The sequence below is a fragment of the Rhodanobacter sp. FW106-PBR-R2A-2-24 genome (assembly GCF_058789615.1).
On record NZ_JBYTBV010000002.1, the window covers coordinates 2,984,698 to 3,008,059 of the forward strand.

24 protein-coding genes are annotated in these 23,362 nt (G+C 63.3%); 5 read left to right on the forward strand and 19 right to left on the reverse strand.

All coding sequences use genetic code 11. The annotated features are described in order from the left end of the window. Nucleotides 1-3: 3 nt before the first annotated feature. Complete coding sequence (locus AC3WQA_RS14755; RefSeq protein WP_492675796.1) at nt 4-555, reverse strand: PH domain-containing protein; 552 nt, start codon at nt 553-555, stop codon at nt 4-6. Between the two features lie 110 nt (nt 556-665). Here AC3WQA_RS14755 and queA point away from each other — a divergent pair, with 110 nt between their 5' ends. From queA to secF, 5 genes are all read left to right on the forward strand, one after another. Next, nucleotides 666-1,697, forward strand: a complete 1,032-nt coding sequence (gene queA, locus AC3WQA_RS14760) for a tRNA preQ1(34) S-adenosylmethionine ribosyltransferase-isomerase QueA (RefSeq protein ID WP_492675797.1) — start codon at nt 666-668, stop codon at nt 1,695-1,697. A gap of 126 nt (nt 1,698-1,823) precedes the next feature. Further along, nucleotides 1,824-2,960 carry a tRNA guanosine(34) transglycosylase Tgt gene (gene tgt, locus AC3WQA_RS14765; RefSeq protein WP_492675798.1) on the forward strand — a complete coding sequence of 379 codons (1,137 nt, stop codon included), beginning with the start codon at nt 1,824-1,826 and terminating at the stop codon, nt 2,958-2,960. Nucleotides 2,961-3,065: 105 nt separating this feature from the next. Next, on the forward strand, nt 3,066-3,392 hold the full coding sequence (gene yajC / locus AC3WQA_RS14770; RefSeq protein WP_492675799.1) for a preprotein translocase subunit YajC: 327 nt from the start codon (nt 3,066-3,068) through the stop codon (nt 3,390-3,392). Between the two features lie 124 nt (nt 3,393-3,516). Then, nucleotides 3,517-5,400: a protein translocase subunit SecD gene (secD, locus tag AC3WQA_RS14775; RefSeq protein ID WP_492675800.1), complete on the forward strand. Its 1,884-nt coding sequence runs from the start codon at nt 3,517-3,519 to the stop codon at nt 5,398-5,400. A gap of 76 nt (nt 5,401-5,476) precedes the next feature. Further along, complete coding sequence (secF, locus tag AC3WQA_RS14780; RefSeq protein WP_492675801.1) at nt 5,477-6,433, forward strand: protein translocase subunit SecF; 957 nt, start codon at nt 5,477-5,479, stop codon at nt 6,431-6,433. Nucleotides 6,434-6,737: 304 nt separating this feature from the next. Here secF and murU read toward each other — a convergent pair whose 3' ends face one another. From murU to AC3WQA_RS14870, 18 genes are all read right to left on the reverse strand, one after another. After that, nucleotides 6,738-7,439: an N-acetylmuramate alpha-1-phosphate uridylyltransferase MurU gene (gene murU, locus AC3WQA_RS14785; protein ID WP_492675802.1), complete on the reverse strand. Its 702-nt coding sequence runs from the start codon at nt 7,437-7,439 to the stop codon at nt 6,738-6,740. Further along, nucleotides 7,436-8,443 (reverse strand): aminoglycoside phosphotransferase family protein, encoded by a 1,008-nt coding sequence (locus tag AC3WQA_RS14790; protein ID WP_492675803.1) that lies wholly within the window; start codon nt 8,441-8,443, stop codon nt 7,436-7,438. The genes murU and AC3WQA_RS14790 overlap by 4 nt, the downstream gene beginning before the upstream one ends. Nucleotides 8,444-8,539: 96 nt before the next feature. Next, a complete protein-coding gene (locus AC3WQA_RS14795; RefSeq protein ID WP_492675804.1) occupies nt 8,540-10,465 on the reverse strand; it encodes an alpha/beta hydrolase family protein in 1,926 nt (641 codons plus the stop codon). After that, nucleotides 10,462-11,007, reverse strand: a complete 546-nt coding sequence (locus AC3WQA_RS14800) for a hypothetical protein (RefSeq protein ID WP_492675805.1) — start codon at nt 11,005-11,007, stop codon at nt 10,462-10,464. Before AC3WQA_RS14800 ends, AC3WQA_RS14795 begins: the two co-directional genes overlap by 4 nt. A gap of 119 nt (nt 11,008-11,126) precedes the next feature. Next, complete coding sequence (locus AC3WQA_RS14805; RefSeq protein WP_492675806.1) at nt 11,127-12,899, reverse strand: type IV secretory system conjugative DNA transfer family protein; 1,773 nt, start codon at nt 12,897-12,899, stop codon at nt 11,127-11,129. 178 nt (nt 12,900-13,077) lie between these two features. Then, nucleotides 13,078-13,398, reverse strand: coding sequence for a hypothetical protein (locus AC3WQA_RS14810; RefSeq protein ID WP_492675807.1), 321 nt, complete (start codon nt 13,396-13,398; stop codon nt 13,078-13,080). Between the two features lie 44 nt (nt 13,399-13,442). Beyond that, entirely contained in the window at nt 13,443-13,883 is a 441-nt protein-coding gene (locus AC3WQA_RS14815) for a hypothetical protein (protein WP_492675808.1), read from the reverse strand. A 10-nt stretch (nt 13,884-13,893) separates the two neighbouring features. Further along, on the reverse strand, nt 13,894-15,060 hold the full coding sequence (locus AC3WQA_RS14820; protein ID WP_492675809.1) for a glucosaminidase domain-containing protein: 1,167 nt from the start codon (nt 15,058-15,060) through the stop codon (nt 13,894-13,896). A 13-nt stretch (nt 15,061-15,073) separates the two neighbouring features. Next, nucleotides 15,074-15,649: a hypothetical protein gene (locus AC3WQA_RS14825; protein ID WP_492675810.1), complete on the reverse strand. Its 576-nt coding sequence runs from the start codon at nt 15,647-15,649 to the stop codon at nt 15,074-15,076. Between the two features lie 159 nt (nt 15,650-15,808). Continuing rightward, nucleotides 15,809-17,065 carry an XVIPCD domain-containing protein gene (locus AC3WQA_RS14830; RefSeq protein ID WP_492675811.1) on the reverse strand — a complete coding sequence of 419 codons (1,257 nt, stop codon included), beginning with the start codon at nt 17,063-17,065 and terminating at the stop codon, nt 15,809-15,811. A gap of 77 nt (nt 17,066-17,142) precedes the next feature. Next, a complete protein-coding gene (locus AC3WQA_RS14835; RefSeq protein ID WP_492675812.1) occupies nt 17,143-17,907 on the reverse strand; it encodes a hypothetical protein in 765 nt (254 codons plus the stop codon). A 2-nt stretch (nt 17,908-17,909) separates the two neighbouring features. Beyond that, complete coding sequence (locus AC3WQA_RS14840) at nt 17,910-18,389, reverse strand: DUF4189 domain-containing protein (protein ID WP_492675813.1); 480 nt, start codon at nt 18,387-18,389, stop codon at nt 17,910-17,912. A 5-nt stretch (nt 18,390-18,394) separates the two neighbouring features. Continuing rightward, nucleotides 18,395-19,372, reverse strand: a complete 978-nt coding sequence (locus AC3WQA_RS14845) for a TrbL/VirB6 family protein (protein ID WP_492675814.1) — start codon at nt 19,370-19,372, stop codon at nt 18,395-18,397. 73 nt (nt 19,373-19,445) lie between these two features. Next, complete coding sequence (locus AC3WQA_RS14850) at nt 19,446-19,922, reverse strand: DUF4189 domain-containing protein (protein WP_492675815.1); 477 nt, start codon at nt 19,920-19,922, stop codon at nt 19,446-19,448. Nucleotides 19,923-19,927: 5 nt separating this feature from the next. Continuing rightward, nucleotides 19,928-20,965: a TrbL/VirB6 family protein gene (locus tag AC3WQA_RS14855; RefSeq protein WP_492675816.1), complete on the reverse strand. Its 1,038-nt coding sequence runs from the start codon at nt 20,963-20,965 to the stop codon at nt 19,928-19,930. 32 nt (nt 20,966-20,997) lie between these two features. Then, entirely contained in the window at nt 20,998-22,248 is a 1,251-nt protein-coding gene (locus AC3WQA_RS14860; RefSeq protein WP_492675817.1) for an XVIPCD domain-containing protein, read from the reverse strand. A 36-nt stretch (nt 22,249-22,284) separates the two neighbouring features. Further along, the gene (locus AC3WQA_RS14865; protein ID WP_492675818.1) at nt 22,285-22,881 is read right to left on the reverse strand and encodes a hypothetical protein; all 597 of its coding nucleotides are present in this window, start codon (nt 22,879-22,881) and stop codon (nt 22,285-22,287) included. Between the two features lie 2 nt (nt 22,882-22,883). Continuing rightward, nucleotides 22,884-23,357, reverse strand: coding sequence for a DUF4189 domain-containing protein (locus tag AC3WQA_RS14870; RefSeq protein WP_492675819.1), 474 nt, complete (start codon nt 23,355-23,357; stop codon nt 22,884-22,886). Nucleotides 23,358-23,362: the final 5 nt, after the last annotated feature.

Genomic DNA, 23,362 nt, shown 5'->3' on the forward strand with positions numbered 1-23,362 from the left:
TTTTCAGGGGCGCTGCTGGCTGCGGCGTTGCCGCCAGCGGCGCGACACCACGGCGCGCGGTGCGATGGCAGCGGCCTGCAATGCCTGCACGAAGTCCGCTGGATCGACCGGCGACAGCACCACGGTGCAGGCACTGCCGCGCAGCACCACGACGCGTTGCCAGTCGGTGACGAAGGCACGATAGCGACCCAGCTTCGCGTTGCGGAACCAGCCGCTGAAGGAAAACAGCCCGCCGTTTCCCAGCAGCCGGATCGAACCGGCGCCGGCGTTGGGATCGACGCTGGCCTCGCGCAGCTCGCCCAGCGGCACGCGCGTCGTCCAACCCAGCCGGCGCACCCGCAGCTCGCCGCCCTGCAGCGCGAAACCGCGCACCACGAAGGGCGCGGCGGTGAGCAGGATCACGAGCGGCAAGGCGATGATCGGCCCGCGCCACCACTGCAGCGCCGGCACGAGCCATGCGACCAGCAAGGATGCGCCGATCAGGATCACGACGACGGCGGCCGAAGTGCCCTTGAGAAAGCCGCTCCAGGGGGCGGCGGGGTGCCAGTGGGTCATGCTGCGATTCTGTCCGCAGGCAGGCATGGCGGCAAGCGCGCGTGGGGCAGGCTGATCGCCATGCCGGCGTTGCGGGATAATGCACGCTGCCCCGCCCACCCGCCACGACCTTGAAGAAATCCGATTTCGACTTCGACCTGCCGCCCGAGCTGATCGCGCAGGCGCCTTTGCCCGAGCGTTCGGCCAGCCGCCTGCTGCTGCTCGACGTGGCTGCCGGCACGCGGCAGGATCGTGTGTTCCGCGACTTGCCTGACTTCCTGCGGCCGGGTGATCTCCTGGTGTTCAACGACACCCGCGTGCTGCCGGCGCGGCTGTACGGACGCAAGGACAGCGGCGGCGCGGTGGAGATCATGCTGGAGCGCGTCACTGGCGCGCATGAGGCCACCGTGCAGCTGCGCGTGAGCAAGAAACCGAAGGAAGGCGCGCGCATCGCGCTGGCCGACGGCAGCTTTGCGGTGGTGCTGGGCCGCGACGAGGATTTCTTCCGGTTGCGCTTCGAGGCGCCCGAACCGCTGGAAAAGCTGCTGCTCAAGCTGGGCGAGATGCCGCTGCCGCCCTACATCGAACGGCAGCCCGACGCCGCCGACAGCGAGCGCTACCAGACCGTCTACGCGCGCGAGCCCGGCGCCGTGGCCGCGCCCACCGCCGGCCTGCACTTCGACCAGCCGCTGCTGGATACGCTGCGCGGGCAGGGCGTGGACTTCGGCTACGTCACCCTGCACGTGGGCGCCGGCACCTTCCAGCCGGTGCGGGCGGAAGAAATCACCGACCACCACATGCACCGCGAATGGCTCAACGTGGGCGCCGGCCTGGTGGAGCAGATCCATCGCACGCGCGCCGCCGGTGGCCGGGTGATCGCGGTGGGTACCACCGTGGTGCGCGCGCTCGAAGCCGCGACGGTGGATGGCGTGCTGCGCCCGTTCGCGGGCGAGACGCAGATCTTCATCTTCCCCGGCTACCGGATCACCAGCATCGACGGCCTCATCACCAACTTCCACCTGCCGCAGTCGACCCTGCTGATGCTGGTGTCGGCGCTGGCCGGACGCGAGTTCATGCTGGGCGCGTATCGGCACGCGGTGGGGCAGCACTATCGCTTCTTCTCCTACGGCGATGCGATGCTGATTTTGCCGCACGGGGTTTGAAGCTCCCCTCTCCCACGTGTGGGAGAGGGGCTTTCAGGATTTTCCGCCAGAGCGGGCACCCTCTCCCCCGACCCCTCTCCCGCAAGCGGGAGAGGGGAGAAAGCCGCGACCTGCGATAATGGCTGGATGACTTCCCTGAATTTCGACCTTCTTGCCACCGACGGCGCCGCCCGCCGCGGCCGTCTCTCCTTCCCGCGTGGCACGGTGGAGACGCCGGCCTTCATGCCGGTGGGCACCTACGGCTCGGTGAAGGCGATGACGCCGCGCGACGTGCGCGAGACCGGGACCGAGATCATTCTGGGCAACACCTTCCACCTCTACCTGCGGCCCGGCCTGGAGATCGTGGAGAAGTTCGGCGGGCTGCATCGCTTCATCGGCTGGGACCAGCCCATCCTCACCGACTCCGGCGGCTTCCAGGTGTTCTCGCTGGCGCACCGGCGCAAGCTCACCGAGGAAGGCGTGACCTTCGCCTCGCCGGTGGATGGCTCCAAGGTGTTTCTCTCGCCCGAGGTGTCGATGCAGATCCAGCGCACGCTGGATTCGGACATCGCGATGATCTTCGACGAGTGCACACCGTACCCGGCCACGGAAAAGGTGGCGGCCGATTCGATGGAACTCAGCCTGCGCTGGGCCGAGCGCTCGCGCCGCGCGTTCGACGATTTGCGCAACCCGAACAATCTGTTCGGCATCGTGCAGGGCAGCGTGTACGAGCCGCTGCGCCGGCGTTCGGCGCAGCGGCTGGTGGAGATCGGCTTCGACGGCTACGCGGTGGGCGGCCTCGCGGTGGGTGAGCCGGAGGAGGCGCGCAACCACGCGCTGGATTTCACCGTGCCGCTGCTGCCGGAAAACAAGCCGCGTTACCTGATGGGCGTGGGGCGGCCGGAGGACATCGTGGCGGCGGTGTGCCGCGGCATCGACATGTTCGATTGCGTGATGCCCACGCGCAACGCGCGCAACGGCTTCCTGTTCACCGCCGAGGGTACGCTGCGCATCCGCAACGCGAAGTACGCCGCCGACACCCGGGTGATCGAGGAGGGCTGCGACTGCCATGCCTGTGCCGGCGGGTTTTCCCGCGCCTACCTGCGCCATCTGGATCGCTGCAACGAGATTCTCGCCAGCCAGCTCGCCACCATGCACAACCTGCGGCATTACCAGCGGTTGATGGCGGGGCTGCGCGAGGCCATCGCGGCGGGGCGGCTGGCGGATTTCGTGGCCGCCTTCCATGCGCGGCGGCAGGGCGCGGGCGAAGGCGCCAGGGCGTGACCACCGCGCCGTGCGGGCGGCGGGGGCGCATGGCATAATCGGGAATCTTTTGGGCGCCATGGGCGGAATTTCCTGCATGCGCCACTACTTGCGAGCTAGCGAACGATGAGTTTACCGATCACTTTCACCCTGGCCCAGGCGGCCGCACCGCAGACCGGCGGCTTCTCCATGCTGATCTTCATGGCGGTGGCCTTCGGCGCCATGTATTTCCTGATGATCCGCCCGCAGACCAAGCGGCAGAAGGAACATCGCGCCATGGTCGCGGCGCTGGCCAAGGGCGACGAGGTGGTGAGCAACGGCGGCATCGCCGGCCGCGTGGACGAGGTGGGCGAGACCTTCATCACGGTGGAAATCGCGCCGAACGTGAAGGTGAAGCTGCAAAAAGGCATGGTGTCCCAGGTGCTGCCCAAGGGCTCGCTGAAGTCCGCCTGAGCCGGTTGCCGAGGTCTGGCATTTTCTGACGCCCGCGTCTGCGGGCGAGCATAAAAAACACATTGCAGCCGGGGAAACGGCCGTCCGGCATCGACGGCGCGCAGTGGCTGCGAGGGATCACAGAATGAGCGATTTTCCACGCTGGAAGTACGCGCTGGTGGTGTTGGTGATGTTGTTCGGCGTCCTCTACGCGCTGCCCAACGCCTTCGTGCCGCTGCCCGCGGTGCAGGTCACCGCCAACAAGGGTTCGGCCCCCATCGATGACGCCGTGCGGCAGAAGGTGCTGACGGCGCTGGCCAAGGACAAGATCGCCACCGGCGAGGTGCTGGTGCAGGGCGATCACCTGCTGGCCACCTTCGCCAATGCCGACGTGCAGAAGAGCGGCGCCGATACCATCAAGACGTTGCTCGGCGACGGCTACACGGCGGCGTTCAAGCTGCAGTCCACCGTGCCGCATTGGCTGGCCATGCTCGGCGCCAATTCCATGCCGCTGGGCCTGGATCTGCAAGGCGGCGTGCACTTCCTGATGCAGGTGGACCAGAGCGGCGTGGTCGACAAGCTGGAAAACAGCTATGCCGACGATATCCGCGGCCAGCTGCGCCAGAAGAACCTGCGCTACGAGTCGGTGGCGCGCAGCACGGTGGCCGGGCAGGGCATCGTGGTGGTGCTGCGTTCCAGCGACGACCGCAACAGCGCGGCCAGCCTGATCGCTGACAGCTCGCCGGATCTGGTGGTCATCAATGGCCCCAGCACCGGTGACCGCTACGTGCTCAACGTCACCATCAAGCCGGACAAGCTGCGCGACATCGCGCTGGGCACGATCAAGCAGAACCTGGGCACGCTGCGCAACCGCATCAACGCGCTGGGCGTGTCCGAGCCGCTGATCCAGCAACAGGGCGAAGACCACATCGTGGTGGAACTGGCCGGCGTGCAGGATCCCACCGAGGCGAAGAAACTGATCGGCGCCACCGCCACGCTGGAATACCGTGCCGGCATCGGCTACCCCGGCGACCCGCGTGCGGTGGAAGCCGCGCGCACCGGCAGCATCCCGCCCGACGCCAACCTCTACTACACCAGCGAAGGCCATGCGCCGGTGCTGGTCGGCAAGCGCCCCATCGTCACCGGCAACGAGCTGGTGGATGCCAGCTCCGGCGTCGACCAGCAGAACGGCACGCCCTCGGTGAACGTCACGCTGAACGCCTCCGGCGCCAAGAAGATGCAGGAGTTCACCAACGCCAACGTCGGCAAGCCGATGGCGGTGGTGCTCATCAACACCGTGTATGAAACCTCCACGGTGAACGGCAAGGAAGTGCGCACGCCCAAGACCACGTATGCGGTCATCAACGACGCCACCATCCAGAGTCCGTTCGGCAAGGAGTTCTCCACCAACGGCCTGGGCAGCACCAAGGAGGCTTCCGAGCTGGCGCTGCTGCTGAAGAGCGGTTCGCTGGCCGCGCCGATGGACATTGTCGAGGAGAACGTGATCGGCCCCAGCCTCGGCCAGGAGAACATCAAGAAGGGCTTCGACTCGGTGATGCTGGGCCTGTTGCTGGTGCTGATCGCCGCGGCGATCTACTACAAGCTGTTCGGCCTGGTGGCCGACATCGCGCTGTTCTTCAACCTGCTGGTGCTGATCGCGGTGATGTCGATGATCGGGGTGACCCTCACCATGCCCGGCATCGCCGGCATCGTGCTCACCCTGGGCATGGCGATCGACGCCAACGTGCTGATCTGCGAGCGCGTGCGCGAGGAACTGCGCAACGGCTGCACGCCGCACGCAGCGATCCACGCCGGCTACGACAAGGCCTGGGCCACCATTCTCGACGCCAACGTCACCCACCTGATCGCCGCACTGGCGCTGACCGCCATGGGCACCGGCGCGATCCGCGGCTTCGGCGTGACGCTGGGCATCGGCATCTTGACCTCGATGTTCACCTCGGTGGTGATGACGCACGCGTTCACTGCGCTGATCCACGGCCGCCGCAAGCTCAAGACGCTGTCGGTGTAAGAGGCCTTATCGAGATGGCGGCCATGGATGGCCGCTTTTACCCCGGAAACGGATTTCCGCATAGAGAAGCCATTCCATGGAAATTTTCAACCACAACAGCAATATCCACTTCCTGCGCATCCGCAACTTCAGCGTGGCGCTGGCCGTGCTCCTGATGCTCGGCTCCATCGTGCTGATCGCCACCAAGGGGCTGAACTACGGCCTCGACTTCACCGGCGGCGTCTCGCTGGTGGTGGACTACGACAAGCCGGTGCAGACCACCGACGTCCGCGGCGCGCTGGAGAAGGGCGGCCTGGACAACGTGGTGGTGCAGAGCGTGGGCGGCACCCGCGAGGTGTCGATCCGCATGCAGCCCACCGCCGCGATGAAGGACGCCAAGGGCCAGGTGCAGCTGGACAAGGTGTCCACCACGGTGATGCAGGCGCTCAAGACCACCCGCCCCGACGCCACGCTGAAAAGCCGTGCCTCGGTCAGCGCCGAGGTGGGCGCGGAGCTCAAGGGCGATGGCATGGTGGCTGCGGTGTTCGTGATGCTGGGCATCATGGCCTACCTGTGGATACGCTTCGAGCGCCGCTTCGCGGTGGCCGCGGTGCTCACCGAGATCCACGACACCCTGGTGACGCTGGGCGTGATCGCGCTGGTGCAGCGCGAGTTCGACATGACCGTGCTGGCCTCGGTGCTGGCGGTGATCGGCTACTCGATCAACGACAAGGTGGTGGTGTTCGACCGTATCCGCGAGCTGTTCCGCCTCGCGCGCAAGGCCGAGCCGGAAGAGATCCTGAACCGCTCGATCAACAGCACGCTCAGCCGAACCATCATCACCTCGCTGTTCACCGGCATCACCATGGCCGCGCTGTATTTCTTCGGCGGCCCGGCCGTGCACGGCTTCGCCATCACCATGCTGATCGGCATCGTGGTCGGCACGCTCTCCTCCATCTTCGTGGCCAGCCCCATCCTGCTGTGGCTGGGCGTGTCGAAGAAGGACCTGATGCCGGTGACCCGCGAAAACCCGGAACTCGCTCGCCGCCCATAAGATCGCATCGCCCGCCTCGCGGGCGATCCTGGCTACTCTCTCCCGCTTGCGGGAGAGATGCCCGCAGGGCAGAAAGGGGCTTTGCAGCCTCGCCGCGAGGGTGCTGGCCCTCTCCCCCAGCCCCTCCCCCGCAAGCGGTGGAGGGGGCGGTTCCTGCAGCTGCGCTATCTCTCTCCCGCCTGCGGGAGAGATGCCCGCAGGGCAGAGCGGGCAGCTTTCGCTTTTCTCCACAATGCCACTGTAGGAGCCCGCTCGCGGGCGATGATGCCTTTCGCCAAAAGCGCCATCGCGCGTCAGCGCGCTCCTACGGCAGCGACTGATCCAGTGCCGCCAACCGCTCGGGCGTGCCCACATCCGCCCAGCGGCCATGATGCAGCGAGCCATGCAGCGCGCCGCGCACCATCGCCGCTTCCAGCAGCGGGCGCAGCTTGAAGCGCGGCGGCTTCGCTTCCGCGCCCGGCGCCTCGCCCACGATCTCGCGCCAGCCTTCCAGGAATTCATGGCGGAACACGCCGATGCCGCTGTAGGTGCAGCGCGGCGCGCCTGTCGCGTGCAGACATCCCTGCGCATCCAGCGCAAAGTCGCCCAACGGATGGTGCGGCGGGTTGTCCACCATCAAGAGATGCGCCGAGCCGGTGGGCTCGGCGGGCAGGGCGGCGTAATCGGCATCGCTCCATACATCACCACTGACCACGAGAAACGGTGCCGGCCCCAACAATGGCAGCGCGTTCAACATGCCGCCGCCGGTTTCCAACGGCGTGGCACCCTCGTAGGCGTATCGGATGCGCAGCCCCCAGCGTGAACCATCGCCCAGTGCCTCGGGAAACTGTTCGGCCAGGTGCGAGGTGTTCACCACCACGTAGTTCACGCCGAGTGCGGCGAGCTTCTCCAGATGCCACACGATCAACGGCTTGCCGCCGACCACGAGCAGTGGCTTGGGCGTGCGTTCGGTGAGCGGTCGCATGCGCTCGCCCAGGCCGGCAGCGAAGATCAGCGCGTGCCTCATGCCGCCACCTGGCTGAGGTCGCGGCCTTGTGCATGGCGTTGCAGCAAGGCCGCGAAGTCGCGCAGTTCCGGGTAGCTCGACGCCACCTCGACCACGTAGCGGTACACCTGCGGTACGTCCTTGAGATACCCCGGTTTGCCGTCGCGATACCACAGCCGGTAGAACTGTCCCAGCACGCGCACGTGGCGGTGCAGGCCCGTCAGGTCGAACCAGCGCTGGAAGTGCGTGGTGTCGACGCCGGCGTCGAGCATGCCGGCGTGCAGCAGCCGCTGCCGATACGCTTCCACCCAGCCCTCCACGCGCTCGCGCGGCCAGGCGATATAGGCGTCGCGCAGCAGCGAGGCGAGGTCGTAGGTGAGCGGGCCGTGCAGCGCACCCTGGAAATCCACGATGCCGGGGTTGTTCGCGTCCGTCACCAGCAGGTTGCGGCTGTGGTAGTCGCGATGCACGAACACGCGCGGCTGCGCCAGCGCGTTGCGGATGATCGCGTCGAAGGCCGCCTCCAGCACGTCCCACTCCCCGCAGCTTGGCGTGTGGCCGAGGTGGCGTTCGAGGAACCACTGCGGCATCACCTCCAGGCCGGCCACCAGCACAGGGTGATCGAACGCGGGCAGGTCGCGCGCGTCCACGCGCGTCTGCATCGCGAGCAGCGCGTCCATCGCGTCGCCGTAAAGCCTGTCCGCGTTGGTGTCGTCCAGCACGTCGAGGTACAGGCGCGAACCCAGATCCTCGATCAGCAGGAAGCCTTGCTCCAGATCCCGCGCCGCCACCTTCGGCACGTGCAGCCCGGCTGCCGCGAGCCGCTCGCCGATCGCCAGCCACGGCCGCGGGTCCTCGCGCTCCGGCGGCGAGTCCATCACGATCCAGCTCTGCCCCGTCTGCGTGGCGCGCCAGTAGCTGCGGAAGCTGGCGTCGGAGGAAGCGGACTCCAGCGTCAGCGCGGCGTCGTCAAGCGTGGCGCGAGCCCACGCGAGGCGGGCGGTGGCGCGGTCGTTGGATGGCATAAAGATGAGCGTGGTGTTTGCCGCCAAGGTATCCGGCTTCTGCATGGTAAACAGGGCTATTGTCCTGCGTGGTTGCCACCAGCGCATGCCGGATGATCAGAAGGTTAGGCCGCCGCGTTGTGATCCTTGCTGCTGCGCCTGTTGCTGCGCGTGGATCTGGCCCGACTGTGCCTGCAGCTGGTCGTGCTGCAAGATGTGCTGGATGGACTGCTCCGGCGTGGGCGAGGGTTGGCTGAAGTTGACGCCGACGGGTCGTGCCCAGATGTCGTTGCCGTTGAAATGCATGGTCGCGTTCGCTTCGTCGAGATGGATTACGCCAAGGTTGTGGGTGTCGATGTGGTGTGTATGGCAGGCTGCCGTGAACTGTAACAGGCGCCGCTCGCCGGCGTCCGGGATGCGCCGGTGCAGCTCGTTGTAGAGCCCATGCAGGGCGCTGTCGGGGTGGCGTGGATCATGGTGATCCGGTATGGCGGGATTCCTGTGCGCATCCGATGGCGAGCGGGGCGTTAGGGTGTCGGCAGCCGCTTGCCCGCGAAGCATGGTGCTTTCCGCATAAGCTGCGCCTGTGCGTTCGGCGAAGTCGTGGATCGACCCACCCGTGCGACGGGCGGCGCGTCCGATGGCGTCGATGCCTTGCGACACGGCTTGGCTGGCGCTCTCGCTGGCTTGAACGGTGCGATCAAACGCAGCCTTCCCGCCGCGATAGGTGCCCTGGGCCAAGTCCGCGCCATCGACGACGCTGGATTCGGCCGCGTGCACAACCGTCGTGGCGGCGGCTGCGGCGACACGCGTGCCGAACTGGACGGCTTGCCGAGCATGCTCCGCTTGCGCACCGGCGAAACGGCCTACAGCCTGGGCAAGCTCGCCGTGCAGGTGCACGCCTTCGGCCAAGGCCACGCCGGCCAGCGGCGCGGCGGGCATGGCGGGAGCGACGTCGAAGCCGGTGCGGCGCACGCTGGCTGCCATGCGCTGATCCATGGCGTGCGCGGACTGCCCGGCTGCGCGCATGGCGGCGCCCGCTTGATCAAAGCCGTGCTCGATGCCGAGCGCGGCGGCGTTTTGCGTTATCGCCGCACGGATCGGCGTATCCACTTCATGGGCATGCCATTCGGCCAGTTGCTGCTGCAGGCGTGGCGGAAGGTTTTTCCAAGTGGAGGCAAAGTCGCGGCTGCCGGTGTCACGCAGCGCCGCGCCCAGTTCGGCCCGGCCTTCGTAGACATCGTGGCGATAATGGTCGATGGCGGCCTTGTGGTCGGCGTAGTTCTTCTCGTATCGCGCCAGCATCACGGGGTTCAGCACGCTCACCATGTGGCTGCCGGCGTCGGGTGAAAAGTGCGTTACGCCATGGTCGGCAAGACTCATCGTCAGGTACGGGTTCGGCGGTGGCGTACCCGGGGCCGCGTCTAGATAGCGCCCAGCCTTCAGTGCCTGTACGTCATCGTCGCTGGCGAGCGTAACGACTTTTCCGTAGTGACGGCTGCCCGCACTCACCACATCTCCGGCCATCACGTAGTTGGTCACCCGGCTGCCGCCCTCGGGCACGCCGTAACCCAGATCCACTGCGCCGTAAGCGTTGAAGGTTACGCCCGGGAGGTCAAATTTCGCCGATGTCAACTCTGTCAGCGTGCCGCCCAAGCTGTGGCCGACGACGGTGATGTCGATGGGGTGGCGAAATGTAGGCTCAGAAGCTTTGGCGACGGCAATGGCTTTCTCCGCGAATTTCTGCGCTTCGGGCCACTGACGGTTGGTCTGGTCGCGCACCATCAGGAAGTCGGTGGCGGCATCGAGACCGCCGTCCTGGAGGGGTGACATGGTGCCGCACTCGACGATCGCCACCGCACCCGTGTCGGTGCGCTGGTAGGCGCGGGCACGGTAGCCGGTCGTCGGATCGCTGATGGCGGCGATGATCTTGTATGGATGGCCGTTGATAGCGAACGGCTTGGGCGCATTGACCGGGCGGTCGGCATCGCTTTGGTAAGCGTCTTTCGAGAGCGCTGCTGCATCTTCGAGATTGACGATCATGGCACGATCCTCGTGGCCAGGATTTCAATGGAAAAATACTTTGTGCGATCCGGCGCGGTTACATAGACCGAATATGGCACCCCACCTGCCGAATAGCCCTTCATTGGTGGGTTCGTATAGTGATCTTTCCAGAAATATGTTGGTGCCGTTCGTTGGGCCACGATGTCATCCTTCCCGATAACCGCATTGAAAGTGACGCCATGTGCAACGAGGTTGATACCGGCGCCCATGTCATTCCAATGGCAGACCCCGAGGCCGAAGAGGTCTTCGTCCGCAAGCAGGTCTACCGCTACCTCGCCGCGATAGGTTTGTGGCGCGATGCGCTCAAGTGGTACAGGTCGAGTGACACCCGGCGAGTCGCTTTTCCCGCCGCTGAAAGTGTCGGTGGGAATGCATGTGGGGTTGCCGACTTCGTATTGCGCTCCTGCCGTCACCGAATCGAACGGCCCCGGCGCATCGTGGATCGTGAACGTCAATTCGTACCGTTCCTTGGGGTGCGGATTGAGATGGGCTTTCACGCTGCCAGCGTCGATTTCGTTCATGGAGTGGGAACATCCTGTGGCCAGGGTCAGAACAAGAACCGACGCGGCAGCGAGCTTTTGAAGCCCCGTGGGGAACAATGAGCGTCGTTGTGTGGAGAATGCCTGCATGATTTGGAACCTCATTGCGCCAGTTGCCGCACGATCGCGCCGCTCCGTGGTTGGACTACATCCTTGTCGGTCGTGGTGCCGAGTGATGTTTGTGCAGGTATCAGTATCTTCGCTGGCGGTGCGCTCGCCCTTTCCCTGAGTTCCTTGTCCTTGAAGAACCAGTTCTTGTGCGCGCGGATGGGCTTGCAGCCCTCGTAGAAGATGATTTCCTCGTCCTGCGGCAGCTCCTTGATCTCCTGTGGCAGGAACAGCGCGCGCTTCTCTTCGCTGTAGCTGATGGAGATCTGGTTGGAGCCGCGCCCTCGGCTTTCGCTGCGTTGCTTCCGGCGCACCGTTTTGTAGCCGAGCATCTCACTGTACTCGTTGGCGTCGCTCTGCTCGCGTGGGGCAAACACGATTTGCGCGCCGTGGTTGGTGATGAAGTTCTGTGCGTCGTCTTCGCCGTAGGCCGAGCGCAGCTGCGCCCGGCTTTGCACGATGCACAGGTCGCGCACGCCGTAGCTGGCCGAGATGGAGATGCGCTTGGCCCACACGTCCACGCGCCCCATCGCCGTGAATTCGTCCATCAGCATCAGCAACTGGTGCCTGAGCTCCGGTTCCTCGCCCAGTTGCTTGCCGAGGTTGGCGCCGATCACGGTGCTGAAGAAGATGTTCAGGAGCTTGCTGCTCTCGTCCAGCTTGTTGGTGGGGATGACGACGTACAAGGTGGTGGGCCGCTTGCGCAGGTTGGTTACGTCGAAGTCGGTGGCGTTGGTGGCGGCGGCGAGGATGGGACTGAGAAATTGCTGCAGCGGTGCCTGCACAGTGGCAATGACCGAGGAGAAGGTCTGCTCGGCCAGTCCCGCCAGGTTGCCGAACACCGTGCGCGTTTGCGCGCTGGCGCTGGAGGCGTCCGCGAGGATGCCTTGCAGGGTTGCCTTGATGCCCGTGCCGCCCGCTCCGCTGGAGAAGCGCAGGATGCGCTCGAAGCTGGGGAACGAGGGCGAGGTGTTCGGGTCGGGCCGGCCTTGCGCATCCCAGGCCTCGAACAGGTACCCCGCAAAGGCGGCGAAGGCAGCGCGCGACTGGCTGGTCCAGAACGGGTCCTTGCCCGGCTCATCGGGATACAGGATGGCCGCGATGGTCTGGATATCGCCCAGGCGCTTGCCGGCGTCCAGTCTGGCCAGCAAGGTCAGGGGATTGAAGCGGTGGGTGCGGCCTTCATCGTCGTAGGGCGCCCACACGTGGATGGCGTGGCCTTGTGCCGCGCGCCAGCCGCTGGTGGCCTTGAACAGCTCGCCCTTGAGATCGAGTACCACCATCGACTGGGCGTAGGAGAGCAGCACCGGGATGGCGATGCTGGTGGTCTTGCCCGAGCGCGTGGGCGAGATGGCCATGGCGTGCTGGGCGCCCCCCAGCCACAGGTAGCGCCCTTTGTACTTGCCGATGAGCAGGCTTTGCGGGGTCTGCTTGAGCAGGCCGGCGCGCTTCAGGTCGGCGAGGTTGGCAAAGCGGGCATTGCCGTGCAGGGACTCGGCCTTGCGCCGGAACAGTGGGATCAGCAGGAGCAACCATGCCAGCAAGGGCAGGCCGAAACCCAAACCGCCGGCCAACGTGATCTTGCCAGCGTAGGGGGCGTATGCCGGTAGCTTGGCGACCTGGTGATATTGCCACCAGGTGTTCCAGTGCAGCGGCACGCCTTTCAGGCCAAGCAGCCAGGAGGTGAGCTCGGCGGAGAGATAAAGGCCGCCCATCAGGGCGGCCAGGAGCAGCATCGTCGCGAAGATCAACTTGCTTTGGCTCATCCTTCAAAGTCTCGTTGGATGTTTGTGTGGCTCATGGATGGCATGTAGCCACCTGGTTGGCGACGAGACCCAGCTAACGTTCCCTTCTCCCAAAGGCGCTGGCGGGAGAGCGGCCATTTGCAGCCGAGCAACGTCGCTAATCAGGTGTGGTCATACTGTGGTGCTATGCGGAGGGGGTTCAGGGGCTATAGCCCCATGTCGTGATGATGGTATTGAGGATGGCCAGATTGGTCGGTTCCTGGACTCCAGGGCAAGTCATGAGGAATTGCCGGCGCGCTGTCGCCGTAGACCCACTGTCGAATTCCGGATCCCACACCTGGATGGCGTGGAAGGCGAGGACGGGCGCGGTACAGGCTGGCCCGCCCGAAGTGCCATAACCGGAAATGCCTGCCATGCACTGGAATACGCTGCACGGATCTGGGCCCTGGGCCCGGGCGGTGCCAATGGTCAATCCGGTGGCGCTGATGGCGAGAGCGGCAAGCAGGGTGCGTAGTTGCATGACTTGACTCCTTGTGGTCACGAAAACGGCGGATGGTGGATCGGTTAAGCGTTGTGAAACAGTGGGGTGGTTCCAATCGCAATTGCTTCGCCTGTCGAATCGCTGATGAGCAGGGTTGCATTGCGGATTGCAGTTGCTGCGTCGTTGCTCGGTGCCCGCACGACATTGATGGCGGCCACGGGGCAGACAAGGTTCTTGTTGATGCTGTCCGGAGTGGACTCGTTGCTGCCGGCGAACAACGGGGTGACTGCGGTGGGCAACTGGCTGGCGACCAGGTCATGCCGGCTCGTGCTGCCGATGGACATGAAGGCAGCGAAGAAAACGATGACCGCGCTGCGCGTCATGTTGAACACCACGGCCAACCGCGATTCACGAAGCCGGCCGGCGATGACGCAATGGCCAACCGCTACGGCATGATGCACGGCTCCGCCTTGCCCGGGGGCCAGGCGCATGGTGCGGCGGTCGAGTGCGAGTGTGCCAGTCATGGGCGAGCCGTCATGACAAAACCCAAGCCTGCGATAGCGCGGGCGATTGAACGAAGGGTGTCGACGGCGCAACAGGCGGCGCCGGCACGGCGGCAACCAGTTCGGCGCTGCGGGTCGTCGGTGTCTGCAGGGCCGCAACCGTGTCGACCGAGCCGAACTTCGCCTCCCATGGCAAGCCAGGGTTCTGGATGGCGATGACCCTGCGACCATCGTCGCCCAAGACGACCTGGTCGATGTGAGTCAAACCGTTGTGCTTGGCTTCCACGACCAGTGCGGCAGCGAGGTTGAGCTGCTGCTGTTCGGTCGGCCGGCCGTGCGCGTCGAGCGCACGCACGCCGGCCAGCGCCTGGGCGAACAGGGCATGGTCGGAATGGCGCGGGCTGGCCAGATCGCGGCTGGTGGCCTGCTCTTGCAAGGCAACGTGCAAAGCTTGCTGCGTGAGCGGGCCGACCTTGCCGTCCACGATGAGGTGGTGGTCGTGCTGGAAGCGTTCCACGGCATGGCGGGTGTCGATGCCGAAAGTGCCATCGGCCGCCAGTGGCTTGCCGTGACGGTCGATGTAGCCGAGTTGGGCGAGGTTGGCCTGCAAAGTGGCGATGACGGGGCCGCGGGCGCCTTCTTCGAGGCTCGCTTGCTGATGCGGATAAGCGACATGTTGTGGATGGACGCTCGGAGCGAGGTGCCCGGTTGTCTCCAGTGTTTGCGCTTCCCTGATGGCGTGCTGCATGGTCGGGCTGTTGAATACGCGCGCCAGGCCGCTGGCGTACTGCGGATCGGTGGCATACCCGGCTCGTTGCAATGCGGCGGCTTCCTTTTCCAGGTTGCCTTTGGTGCTTTCGTCGAACAGCCCCGCCTTGGCATAGCGCGGGTTGTCGCGCAGGAACTCAACCCGATCCCGCAAGGCGTCTTCGTGGGAGGCGTAGACGCGGAAGGATTGGTCCAGCCATACCTTCTGGCCGTTTTCGATTTCCCACACGCGGAACGTCTTGCTGGGGCCGTGCCAGCTACTGTCCGCCTTGATGTTGAAAAGATTGTGAGTGCCTGACAACTGGTGTTGACCCCAGCCTGTCTCCTGCGCCGCCTGCGCCAGAATCGTTTGCCAGGCCATGCCCGTTTCCTGGGATACCTTGACGGCTGCCGGGTACAGTTCGGCGATGAATCGCTCCTTCTCGTTCATGGTGCGACCCTCTTCAAGGATGCAGGTTCTGCGGGACTTTTAATGAGAAGTCCCGTGGATTGTCCCGATTGGAAAGTAGGGCGTATTTTCCCGTGACGATCAAATCGTTGCCCCGTGTCGAAAAATGCTCGTCTCCATCCTCGACCCATGCCGTGTGGGCATCACTGACGTTCGGTGGTTCGATCACCTTGGTAGCCGTGACAGCGCCCGTTGCGCGGTTCAGGGCGACGACCTCGAGCAGGGTCTGCGACAAGGACTGCTCGGGCTGCGTGTCGCCCTGCACCAATACGTAGAGCGTGGTGGGCGTGCCGACACAGTGCGTCGCTCGTGCCTGATAAGTGTGGGGAGGCAGCCGCAACGAAGCATGCCAGATCACGGTGGTGGATGATTTTTGGAGATAGGCAACGGGTTTTTCATTCATGCCGTCGTCGTCTGTCTGAGCTCCGACCAGGCATTGTTGCCCCCCGCCGATGCCGGGTTTGGCATAGAGGCTGACGCTGGATGGCATGGAAGCATTGGAGCTTTGCCCCCATGCGCTGGCTGCAAAAAGGATGGAGAGCGCAAGGGTCGGAGCGAGGGATACTTTCATTTTTGCCTATTGGATGCGGACGGGCAGGCTGCAGGCGGGATAGTCGACGTGGCGATGGTGCAAGAACCGGTCGCCACGGCATGACGCACGGCTCCACCTTGCCCGGAGGCCAGGCACAAGGCGTGGCGGTCGAGTGTGCCAGTCATGGGCGGGCCGCCATTACAAAGCCCATGTCTGCGATGGCACGGGTGATTGAACGAAGGGTTCCGACGGCGCAACAGACGGCGCTGGCCCGACGGCAGCCTGTTCAGCACTGCGCGCCACCGGCGTCTGCAGGGCCGCTACCGTATCGACGGAGCCAAACTTCGCCTCCCACGGCGAGCCAGGGTTCTGGATGGCGATGACCCTGCGGCCATCGTCGCCCAAGGCGACCTGGTCGATGCGAGCCAAGCCGTTGTGCTTGGCTTCCACGACCAGTGCGGCAGCGAGGTTGAGCTGCTGCTGTTCGGTCGGCCGGCCGTGCGCGTCGAGCGCGCGCACGCCAGCGAGGGCCTGCTCGAACAGGGCATGGTCGGGGTGCTTCTGGCTGGTCAGGTCAAGCGCAGTCGTGTGCCGCTGGAGAGCGGAGTGCAAGGCATATTGGGTCGACGGGCCGGCCTTGCCGTCCATGGCGAGGTGGTGGTCGTGCTGGAAGCGCTCCACGGCGTGGCGGGTGTCGATGCCGAAAACGCCGTCGGCCGCCAGCGGCTTGCCGTGGTGGTCGGTGTAGCCGAGCTGGGCGAGGTTGGCTTGCAGGTCGTGCACGGCTTGGCCGTAGGTGCCTTCTTTAAGCACGTTATCAGTTACATGGGAGCGCGCCGGATCGGTTTGGCCATCTTGCCTGTGGAGCGTGTGGCCCATGCGTTGATCCAACCCGTCACGATTGCGGGTGATGTCGTGCATGTAGTCGTAGTTGCTGGTGCCGTTGCTGTCACGGATCACGCGACCGCCGGTCACGGTGGCCACGGCACCGGCATAGCCCGCGATGTGGCGTGCTTTCAGGAAGCCGGCCACCTTGGCCGGATCGTCGCCTTCCTTCAACACGCCGCTTCGGACAGCTTGATGGTAGGCATGGTCGCTATTGATCTTGAACGCCCGATCTTGCAGATCAGGAGAAGCCTTGTACTTCTCCAGGTTCAGGCCGTTTTCCCAGTTGGAAGGATCCTCCAGGAACCGGGTCATGCCGCCCGAGACGGCCCAGACCCATTCGCTCCGATGGCCCTGCATGGCCTCGGCGAGCTTGTGCTTGTCGATGTAGCCAGCGTCGGCCAGCCAGCCGGCCCCTGCTTGGTAGCGACCGACGTAACCCTGCCGGTTGGTGATCGCCAAATCGCCGCCATTGCTTTCGGTCATCACCGTGGAAGCAATCAGACGGCGTGTCATCGCGTCGTCCAGGCCGGCGATGTTGCCCTGATGGTATGCGTCCGCAGTGGCCACTGCGTGATCTCGTCTATCAGCCATGCTGCATGTCCTCTTGGATATGACGAAGGGTGGAATGAAGCGGTGTTATTAGGTCAATGCTCCTTGCAATGCATTGCTGCGATGCGCTTTGTCGGCTTGTTGCGGTAAAGCACGAACGTGGTCGAACCCGGGCCGTGGCTTTCCGTGCCGTCATCGATGAAAGCTTCCGCGTAGAGCGGGAGGGAAGTCGAATCAAGGGTTATCTGGTAGAAAGCGTTGTTTTGTGTGTTGGGTGCAGTGGTGCCGTAGTCGAGTGCGCAGGCACTGGCCATCGGCCTGATCGAAACGCTGCTGTCGAACTGCTTTTGCAGAATGTCCTGATAGTTCTCGCTGGGGTAGAACTTGAGTACGGAAAGGGATTGCACCGACTTGGCATCGCCGCTCAGAGTCACGCCTGCATGGCCTTCATTGTCTTGCTTGGTGCCGGCTTTCGCGCCTTGCTGGCCGTCTGGTACGTCCACCATGCCGAAACCCCTGAGCATGAGCGCGCCGCTGCGGTCGTAGGCGAGGCCTGGCGCGGGTGCATCCGGGTTGGTTTGCGGCTTGGCATCACGCCATTGCACACCGGGCACATGGTCGAAGGCGCTCCATGGCGCTGCCGGGCCGGCGAGGATGTGCAACAACTGGTTCAGTGGCGTCATGATGTTCTTCCGTGAGACGGCATCGCGCTGTGTGGTGACGGAAGCGGCGGGAGCAGGGGGTGTCTGCGTTCCGGCCGCCTTCGAGTCATGCCCTGACGAGGCGTTACAGGCGCACAGCAAGGTGCCAAAGGCAAGCGCGATGGCGATGCGGTTGGAAAGGAGCGTAACGGTGGACATGGTTATTGAATTCGTGCCGGAAGGCTGCAAGCGGAGTAGTAGACACGGCAATCATTTGCTTCTGGCGTACACATTTGCATGCCCTTTTGTGTGGCTGCATCTACAGTAGGTCCATCATTTGTATTGAATAATTTACCATCATTTCCAATAATCATTGCGACGCATTGATTGCGATAGGAAATTTGAATTTTGCATGTGATTCCTCCTTTTGATGCGCAGTCCAACTGTGCTAATTGTTCTGCTTGCTGGTAACTGTTAGCATCCGTTGAAATTCCGACAAGCCCCTTGTCGCCATCCACTGCAATCGCTCCATAATGATCTACCCATTTCTGCGGAGGCAGTTGCGGGGCTTGTTGCTGATTACCTGGCATAGCCACATCGGGAGGAACGCATGTGCCGCCTGCGTTCGCCATGCCGCCGCAGTCTTGGGCATGAGTGGCGGTGGCGACTACTAAAAGGATGAGGAGATATGACACTTTCATGGTTGTCACCTTGATGCCGGTGGATTAGCCAAACCACCGCCTTGCTTGGTGACGTCGGCGACCTGCGCGTAACCCGCATTGCCCAAACGGGTTCCGCCAGTAGAAGCCGGTGGGCTATGGATACCTGTACTACTAGGCTGATTTCCAAATGAGGTATGCCCAGTACCCGCTAATGCCGGCCCATGCCAACCATATTCATACGTCCCCGGCGGCTGCCCATTCGGTGACGGCTGGCCCGCCCGACTGAAGACGTTGTAGGGGCTGAAGCTGCCCAACGTAGCCGAGAAGAAATTGCCGGCCATGGGAGGCACGGAAATGACCAGCAAGGTCATCAGCAGCCTAAGCCCACCTTGTTGCATGGACTGGCTGGTGAAGCCCTCGGCTCCGATGCCGGTGATGCCGTTGATGACGTCGGCCGACCACAGGGCTCCGGCCACCCGCAAGGTGAGTTGGAGCACCAGCGAACTGATGAAGGCGAGCATGCCCATGGAGAAGAGGGTGCCGATGCCGTACATCAGCCATTTCTGGAACAGAGGCTTGGTCTGCTCGAAGAGCAGGCACATGATGAACAACGGCCCGAGACCGATGATGAGGGCGAGGGCGACGTCGTAGAGCAGCAGCATGGCGGCGGCGGCCATGGGCGGGCTGGCGGTGCCGAAGATGACGAAGGTCTGGGCGCGGGCCTTGGCGGCGGCGTCTTCGGTGTCGCCTGAGGGTACCTGCACGGTGTCGATGGCGGACAAGGCCAGTTGGGTTTCGGCCAAGTTGGTATCGATGGTATGGGCGAGGGTGGAATCGTCGCCGGTAAAGAGCTGGTTGATGTCGGTGGAGAGCGTGCTGGTGGCGAGGGTGTGCAGGTTGGGAGCGAAGATGCCGACCGTAGTGGCGACAGAGACGATGACGACGACGCGGGCCATGCTGAGAACCACGCCCATCAGCGACTCGCGCATCTGGCTGGTGAGGACGCGGTAGCGCACAGCCACGGTATCGCGTCGCCTTGGGGCAGCGCGAAAGACATGGCTGTCGAGGGTGAGTGCGCAAGTCATCGGCGGGAATTTATTGAACTCGGACAGGAAGGCTGCAGGCGGAGTAGTAGACGTGGCAGTTTGAATATCCAGCATTGGTGCAAGTCAACATGCCGGTTTGAACTGTCTTATCTAGGGTGGCCTTCGAGGCGACGACATATCCTGTAGTGCTTCCGATTAACGCGCCACACCCATTACGATATGACGTTTCAAGTTTACACGCAGCTCCGTGTTTCGATTGACAGTCTGCAAGAGCCGCCTGTTCGGCCTCACTTTGACTGGCCATATTATTGGCCACTCCCAAACTTCCGGTAGGTTCATTAGTGGCAATTGCGCCCCAATGATCCACCCATATCTGCGGAGGCGGTTGTGGGGCTTGTTGCTGATAACCAGGCATAGCCACATCGGGAGGTACGCATACACCTCCCGCGTTCGCCATGCCGCCGCAGTCCTGGGCATGAGCAGTGGTGGCGACCAATAAAAGCACGAGTAAGTAAGAGGTTTGCATGAATATCACCTTCCTACCAGTGGGTTTGCCAAGCTGCCGCCTTGCTTGGTGACGTCGGCTACTTGCGTATAGCCTGATTTGCCCAAAAGGGCACCACTGGAGGAGGCGGAACCTGGTAGTGCGTTGTAGCCTCCTCCACCCGATTCAGCACCTGTATTTGGACTTGGATTTGGATTTAGGTACTGCGCCGGGCCATGCCCGCCATGCCCAAACGCGCCCGCCGGTTGCCCATTCGCCCCCGGTTGGTCTCTTGGGCTGAAGACGTTGTAGGGGCTGAAGTTGCCCAACGTGGCCGAGAAGAAATTGCCGGCCATGGGAGGCACGGAAATGACCAGCAAGGTCATCAGCAGCCCGAGCCCGGCCTGCTGCATGGACTGGCTGGTGAAGCCCTCGGCCCCGATGCCGGTGATGCCGTTGATGACGTCGGCCGACCACAGGGCTCCGGCCACCCGCAAGGTGAGTTGGAGCACCAGTGAACTGATGAAGGCGAGCATGCCCATGGAGAAGAGGCTACCGATGCCGTACATCAGCCATTTCTGGAACAGCGGCTTGGTCTGCTCGAAGAGCAGGCACATGATGAACAACGGCCCGAGACCGATGATGAGGGCGAGGGTAACGTCGTAGAGCAGCAGCATGGCGGCGGCGGCCATGGGCGGGCTGGCGGTGCCAAAGATGGCAAAGGTCTGGGCCCGGGCTTTGGCGGCGGCGTCTTCGGTGTCGCCGGAGGGTACCTGCACGGTGTCGATGGCGGACAAGGCCAGTTGGGTTTCGGCCAAGTTGGTATCGATGGTATGGGCGAGGGTGGAATCGTCGCCGGTAAAGAGCTGGTTGATGTCGGTGGATAGCGTGCTGGTGGCGAGGGTGTGCAGGTTGGGAGCGAAGATGCCGACTGTCGTGGCGACAGAGACGATGACGACAACGCGGGCCATGTTGAGAACCAGGCCCATCAGCGACTCGCGCATCTGGCCAGTGAGGACGCGGTAGCTCACACCGAGGAATGCGCCGCAATGCGGCGTTTCTACCCCATTGCTCCAGTCGCTCATCATTGCCAAGCTCGTTTCCACGTCGGCATGCCTCACATGGGAAGGGCGTGGGTTTGCGCGTGCGGCTGAATGTGAATTTGGGCCACAGGCTCGACCGGTGGCGGGACGGCGGCGGCACGAGCCGCGCTCTCGGCCAAGGACGTCTGCAAGCCCGTCATCGTCACGACGCCGGCGTAGCGGGGCACGATTTCCGTAGGCAAGCTGGGCAGCTGGATGGCGATGGTGCGGCTGGCATCCTCGCTCAAGGCAACCTGGTCGATACGGGTCAGCCCTTCGCGCTTGGCTTCGACTGTGAGCGCGGCGGCGAGATTGAGGCTGTGCTGATCCGAAATGTGATCGTGCTTGGCATCGAGCGTGCGCACGCCGATGATGGCCTGCTCGAACAGGGCGTGGTCAGGGTTGCGTGGGTTGGTTAGGTCGTGTGTCGTGGCGTGTTCCCGCCGGGCTGCGTGCAAAGCCTGTTGCGTCAGCGGGCCGACCTTGCCGTCCACGGTGAGGTGATGGTCGTGCTGGAAGCGTTCCACGGCATGGCGAGTGCGGATTCCGAAGTCACCGTCGATACCCTTGGCGTTGAGGTAGCCCAAACCGGCCAGTTGGGTTTGCAGGTCGTGTACGGCAGGGCCGTGTGCGCCTTGGTGGGGCACAGGGTGATTGTGCGCGGCGTGCGGGTGCGTGGCATGAGTGGATGCAGCCTGTTCGTGAGAGGCCATGGAATGGGTAACGGCGTTCCATGCCTCGTCGGGTTTCATGTCCTTGGCGATGTCGGCTTGGTATTCGGCGCGCATCGTATTGAGTGCGCCGGCGACTTCGTCCGCCGTGATGGATGCGTGGTTGGGATTGGAGCCTTTGTGATGGGAGCTGACATAGCTTTCACCGGTGCGGGGATCGGCCACGCTGCGCCATTGCTGCGCTACAGCCAGTTGCGCGCCGTCGAGATCGTTCGACTTGCCGATGATGTAGCCACGGATCGCGGGGCGTTGGTCGCCAATCAGATAGTCGGAGAAAATCTTTTCCTGCAATTCCGGTGTGAATGCCTGATTCGGGTCGAGGTTCAAGCTGGCGATGGCGCCATTCATGGTTGAAGGGATGACTTGATATTTGCCGACGGCAAACATCTCTCCCTTGTTTTGCATGTCCTGTACTTGGCCTACCGTCAGCTTCGAGAAATCGATCGAGTGATCCGGTCCGAGAATTCTTCCGCCCTGCGTGCCGCGATTGTAAGCATTGTAGCTTGTGGAGCCTGACTCACCGCGTTGGATCAAATCTGACAGTGGGTTGCTCATCGAAATATCCTTGTTTCGCTGCGAACAGGGTGGAAATTATTTCTCGGGTGTTTTGGAAAAGCCAAAGTCGGTCACCATCAGGCGCGAAGGGTTGTCCTTCCAGTTGTCTATATCGCCGTAAGTGGTTATCTGCATAATCTCGGATGTGCCATGGTGTCTGAACTGCATCGTGCAATAGCCGTCGCTGCTGCAACTGTTCAGTTCCGGCAATTCGTCGCACACATGGCACTGGCCAAATTCGGGATGCTTGCTGCACAGATCGGTGTGGTTGCCGCCAGCGACGTTTGCCAGGCACATGGGCGTAACGACTGGCTGCCAGCCGCTCGCGAGCAGTTGTTGGCGAGATGTGGCATAGGAAAGGCCCTTTTGTACGCCTTTGGTCAAGGTGGGTGGTACATCGGGGCTGGATGGCACTGGTACGTTCAGGTCAGCCTTGGCCAGATTTTGCGAGGGTGACGTGGGACTGGTACTTGCGGGCAACGATGAAGTTTCGGATGCAGATGTTGCTGATGTGCTCGATGCAGAGATTGCTTGAGTGCTTGCGGTTGAGCCGGCGGGGTCGCATGCGCACAGCAACGCACCTGAAATTAGCATGACGCAGGCGTGCGCAAAGACTGGCTTCATGATGGGCATGGTTATTGGATCCGAACGGGCAGACTGCAGGCGGAGTAGTAGACGTGGCAGTTAGACGTGCTGGCTGTGCACTTTATAGTTGCTTTTTTTATTGCATCAGCCAACGTTGATCCGCCAGAGAAGCTATACGATTTAGCGCCTGAAACCATCGCGACACATGCATTGCGATATGAAATTAGTCGTATGCAATTCAAGCCGCCTTTGGCTTGGCAATCTACTTCTGCGGCTTGCCAAGCTTTGGCTTCGCTTGTGTCATCTACAGAGACGCCAAGTTTTCCTAGAGAGTCATCCGATACCATCGCTCCATAATGATCTACCCAGATTTCTGGCGGCGGTTGTTTGGTTTGTTGCTGATAGCTTGGCATCGCCACGTCGGGAGGAACACATGTGCCTCCCGCGTTCGCCATGCCACCACAGTCTTGAGCATGAGCAGTGGCCACGACCAATAAAAGCACGAGTAAGTAAGAGGTTTGCATGAATA

Coding starts and splice junctions, on each gene's coding strand:
- AC3WQA_RS14805 (WP_492675806.1), bottom strand. CDS start 12,899: ATGAGCCAAAGCAAGTTGATCTTCGCGACGATGCTGCTCCTGGCCGCC.
- AC3WQA_RS14835 (WP_492675812.1), bottom strand. CDS start 17,907: ATGTCCACCGTTACGCTCCTTTCCAACCGCATCGCCATCGCGCTTGCC.
- AC3WQA_RS14810 (WP_492675807.1), bottom strand. CDS start 13,398: ATGCAACTACGCACCCTGCTTGCCGCTCTCGCCATCAGCGCCACCGGA.
- AC3WQA_RS14795 (WP_492675804.1), bottom strand. CDS start 10,465: ATGATCGTCAATCTCGAAGATGCAGCAGCGCTCTCGAAAGACGCTTAC.
- AC3WQA_RS14800 (WP_492675805.1), bottom strand. CDS start 11,007: ATGAACGAAATCGACGCTGGCAGCGTGAAAGCCCATCTCAATCCGCAC.
- yajC (WP_492675799.1), top strand. CDS start 3,066: ATGAGTTTACCGATCACTTTCACCCTGGCCCAGGCGGCCGCACCGCAG.
- AC3WQA_RS14850 (WP_492675815.1), bottom strand. CDS start 19,922: ATGCAAACCTCTTACTTACTCGTGCTTTTATTGGTCGCCACCACTGCT.
- murU (WP_492675802.1), bottom strand. CDS start 7,439: ATGAGGCACGCGCTGATCTTCGCTGCCGGCCTGGGCGAGCGCATGCGA.
- AC3WQA_RS14860 (WP_492675817.1), bottom strand. CDS start 22,248: ATGAGCAACCCACTGTCAGATTTGATCCAACGCGGTGAGTCAGGCTCC.
- AC3WQA_RS14865 (WP_492675818.1), bottom strand. CDS start 22,881: ATGCCCATCATGAAGCCAGTCTTTGCGCACGCCTGCGTCATGCTAATT.
- AC3WQA_RS14825 (WP_492675810.1), bottom strand. CDS start 15,649: ATGAAAGTATCCCTCGCTCCGACCCTTGCGCTCTCCATCCTTTTTGCA.
- AC3WQA_RS14815 (WP_492675808.1), bottom strand. CDS start 13,883: ATGACTGGCACACTCGCACTCGACCGCCGCACCATGCGCCTGGCCCCC.
- AC3WQA_RS14840 (WP_492675813.1), bottom strand. CDS start 18,389: ATGAAAGTGTCATATCTCCTCATCCTTTTAGTAGTCGCCACCGCCACT.
- AC3WQA_RS14855 (WP_492675816.1), bottom strand. CDS start 20,965: ATGAGCGACTGGAGCAATGGGGTAGAAACGCCGCATTGCGGCGCATTC.
- secD (WP_492675800.1), top strand. CDS start 3,517: ATGAGCGATTTTCCACGCTGGAAGTACGCGCTGGTGGTGTTGGTGATG.
- AC3WQA_RS14790 (WP_492675803.1), bottom strand. CDS start 8,443: ATGCCATCCAACGACCGCGCCACCGCCCGCCTCGCGTGGGCTCGCGCC.
- AC3WQA_RS14820 (WP_492675809.1), bottom strand. CDS start 15,060: ATGAACGAGAAGGAGCGATTCATCGCCGAACTGTACCCGGCAGCCGTC.
- tgt (WP_492675798.1), top strand. CDS start 1,824: ATGACTTCCCTGAATTTCGACCTTCTTGCCACCGACGGCGCCGCCCGC.
- AC3WQA_RS14755 (WP_492675796.1), bottom strand. CDS start 555: ATGACCCACTGGCACCCCGCCGCCCCCTGGAGCGGCTTTCTCAAGGGC.
- AC3WQA_RS14870 (WP_492675819.1), bottom strand. CDS start 23,357: ATGCAAACCTCTTACTTACTCGTGCTTTTATTGGTCGTGGCCACTGCT.
- secF (WP_492675801.1), top strand. CDS start 5,477: ATGGAAATTTTCAACCACAACAGCAATATCCACTTCCTGCGCATCCGC.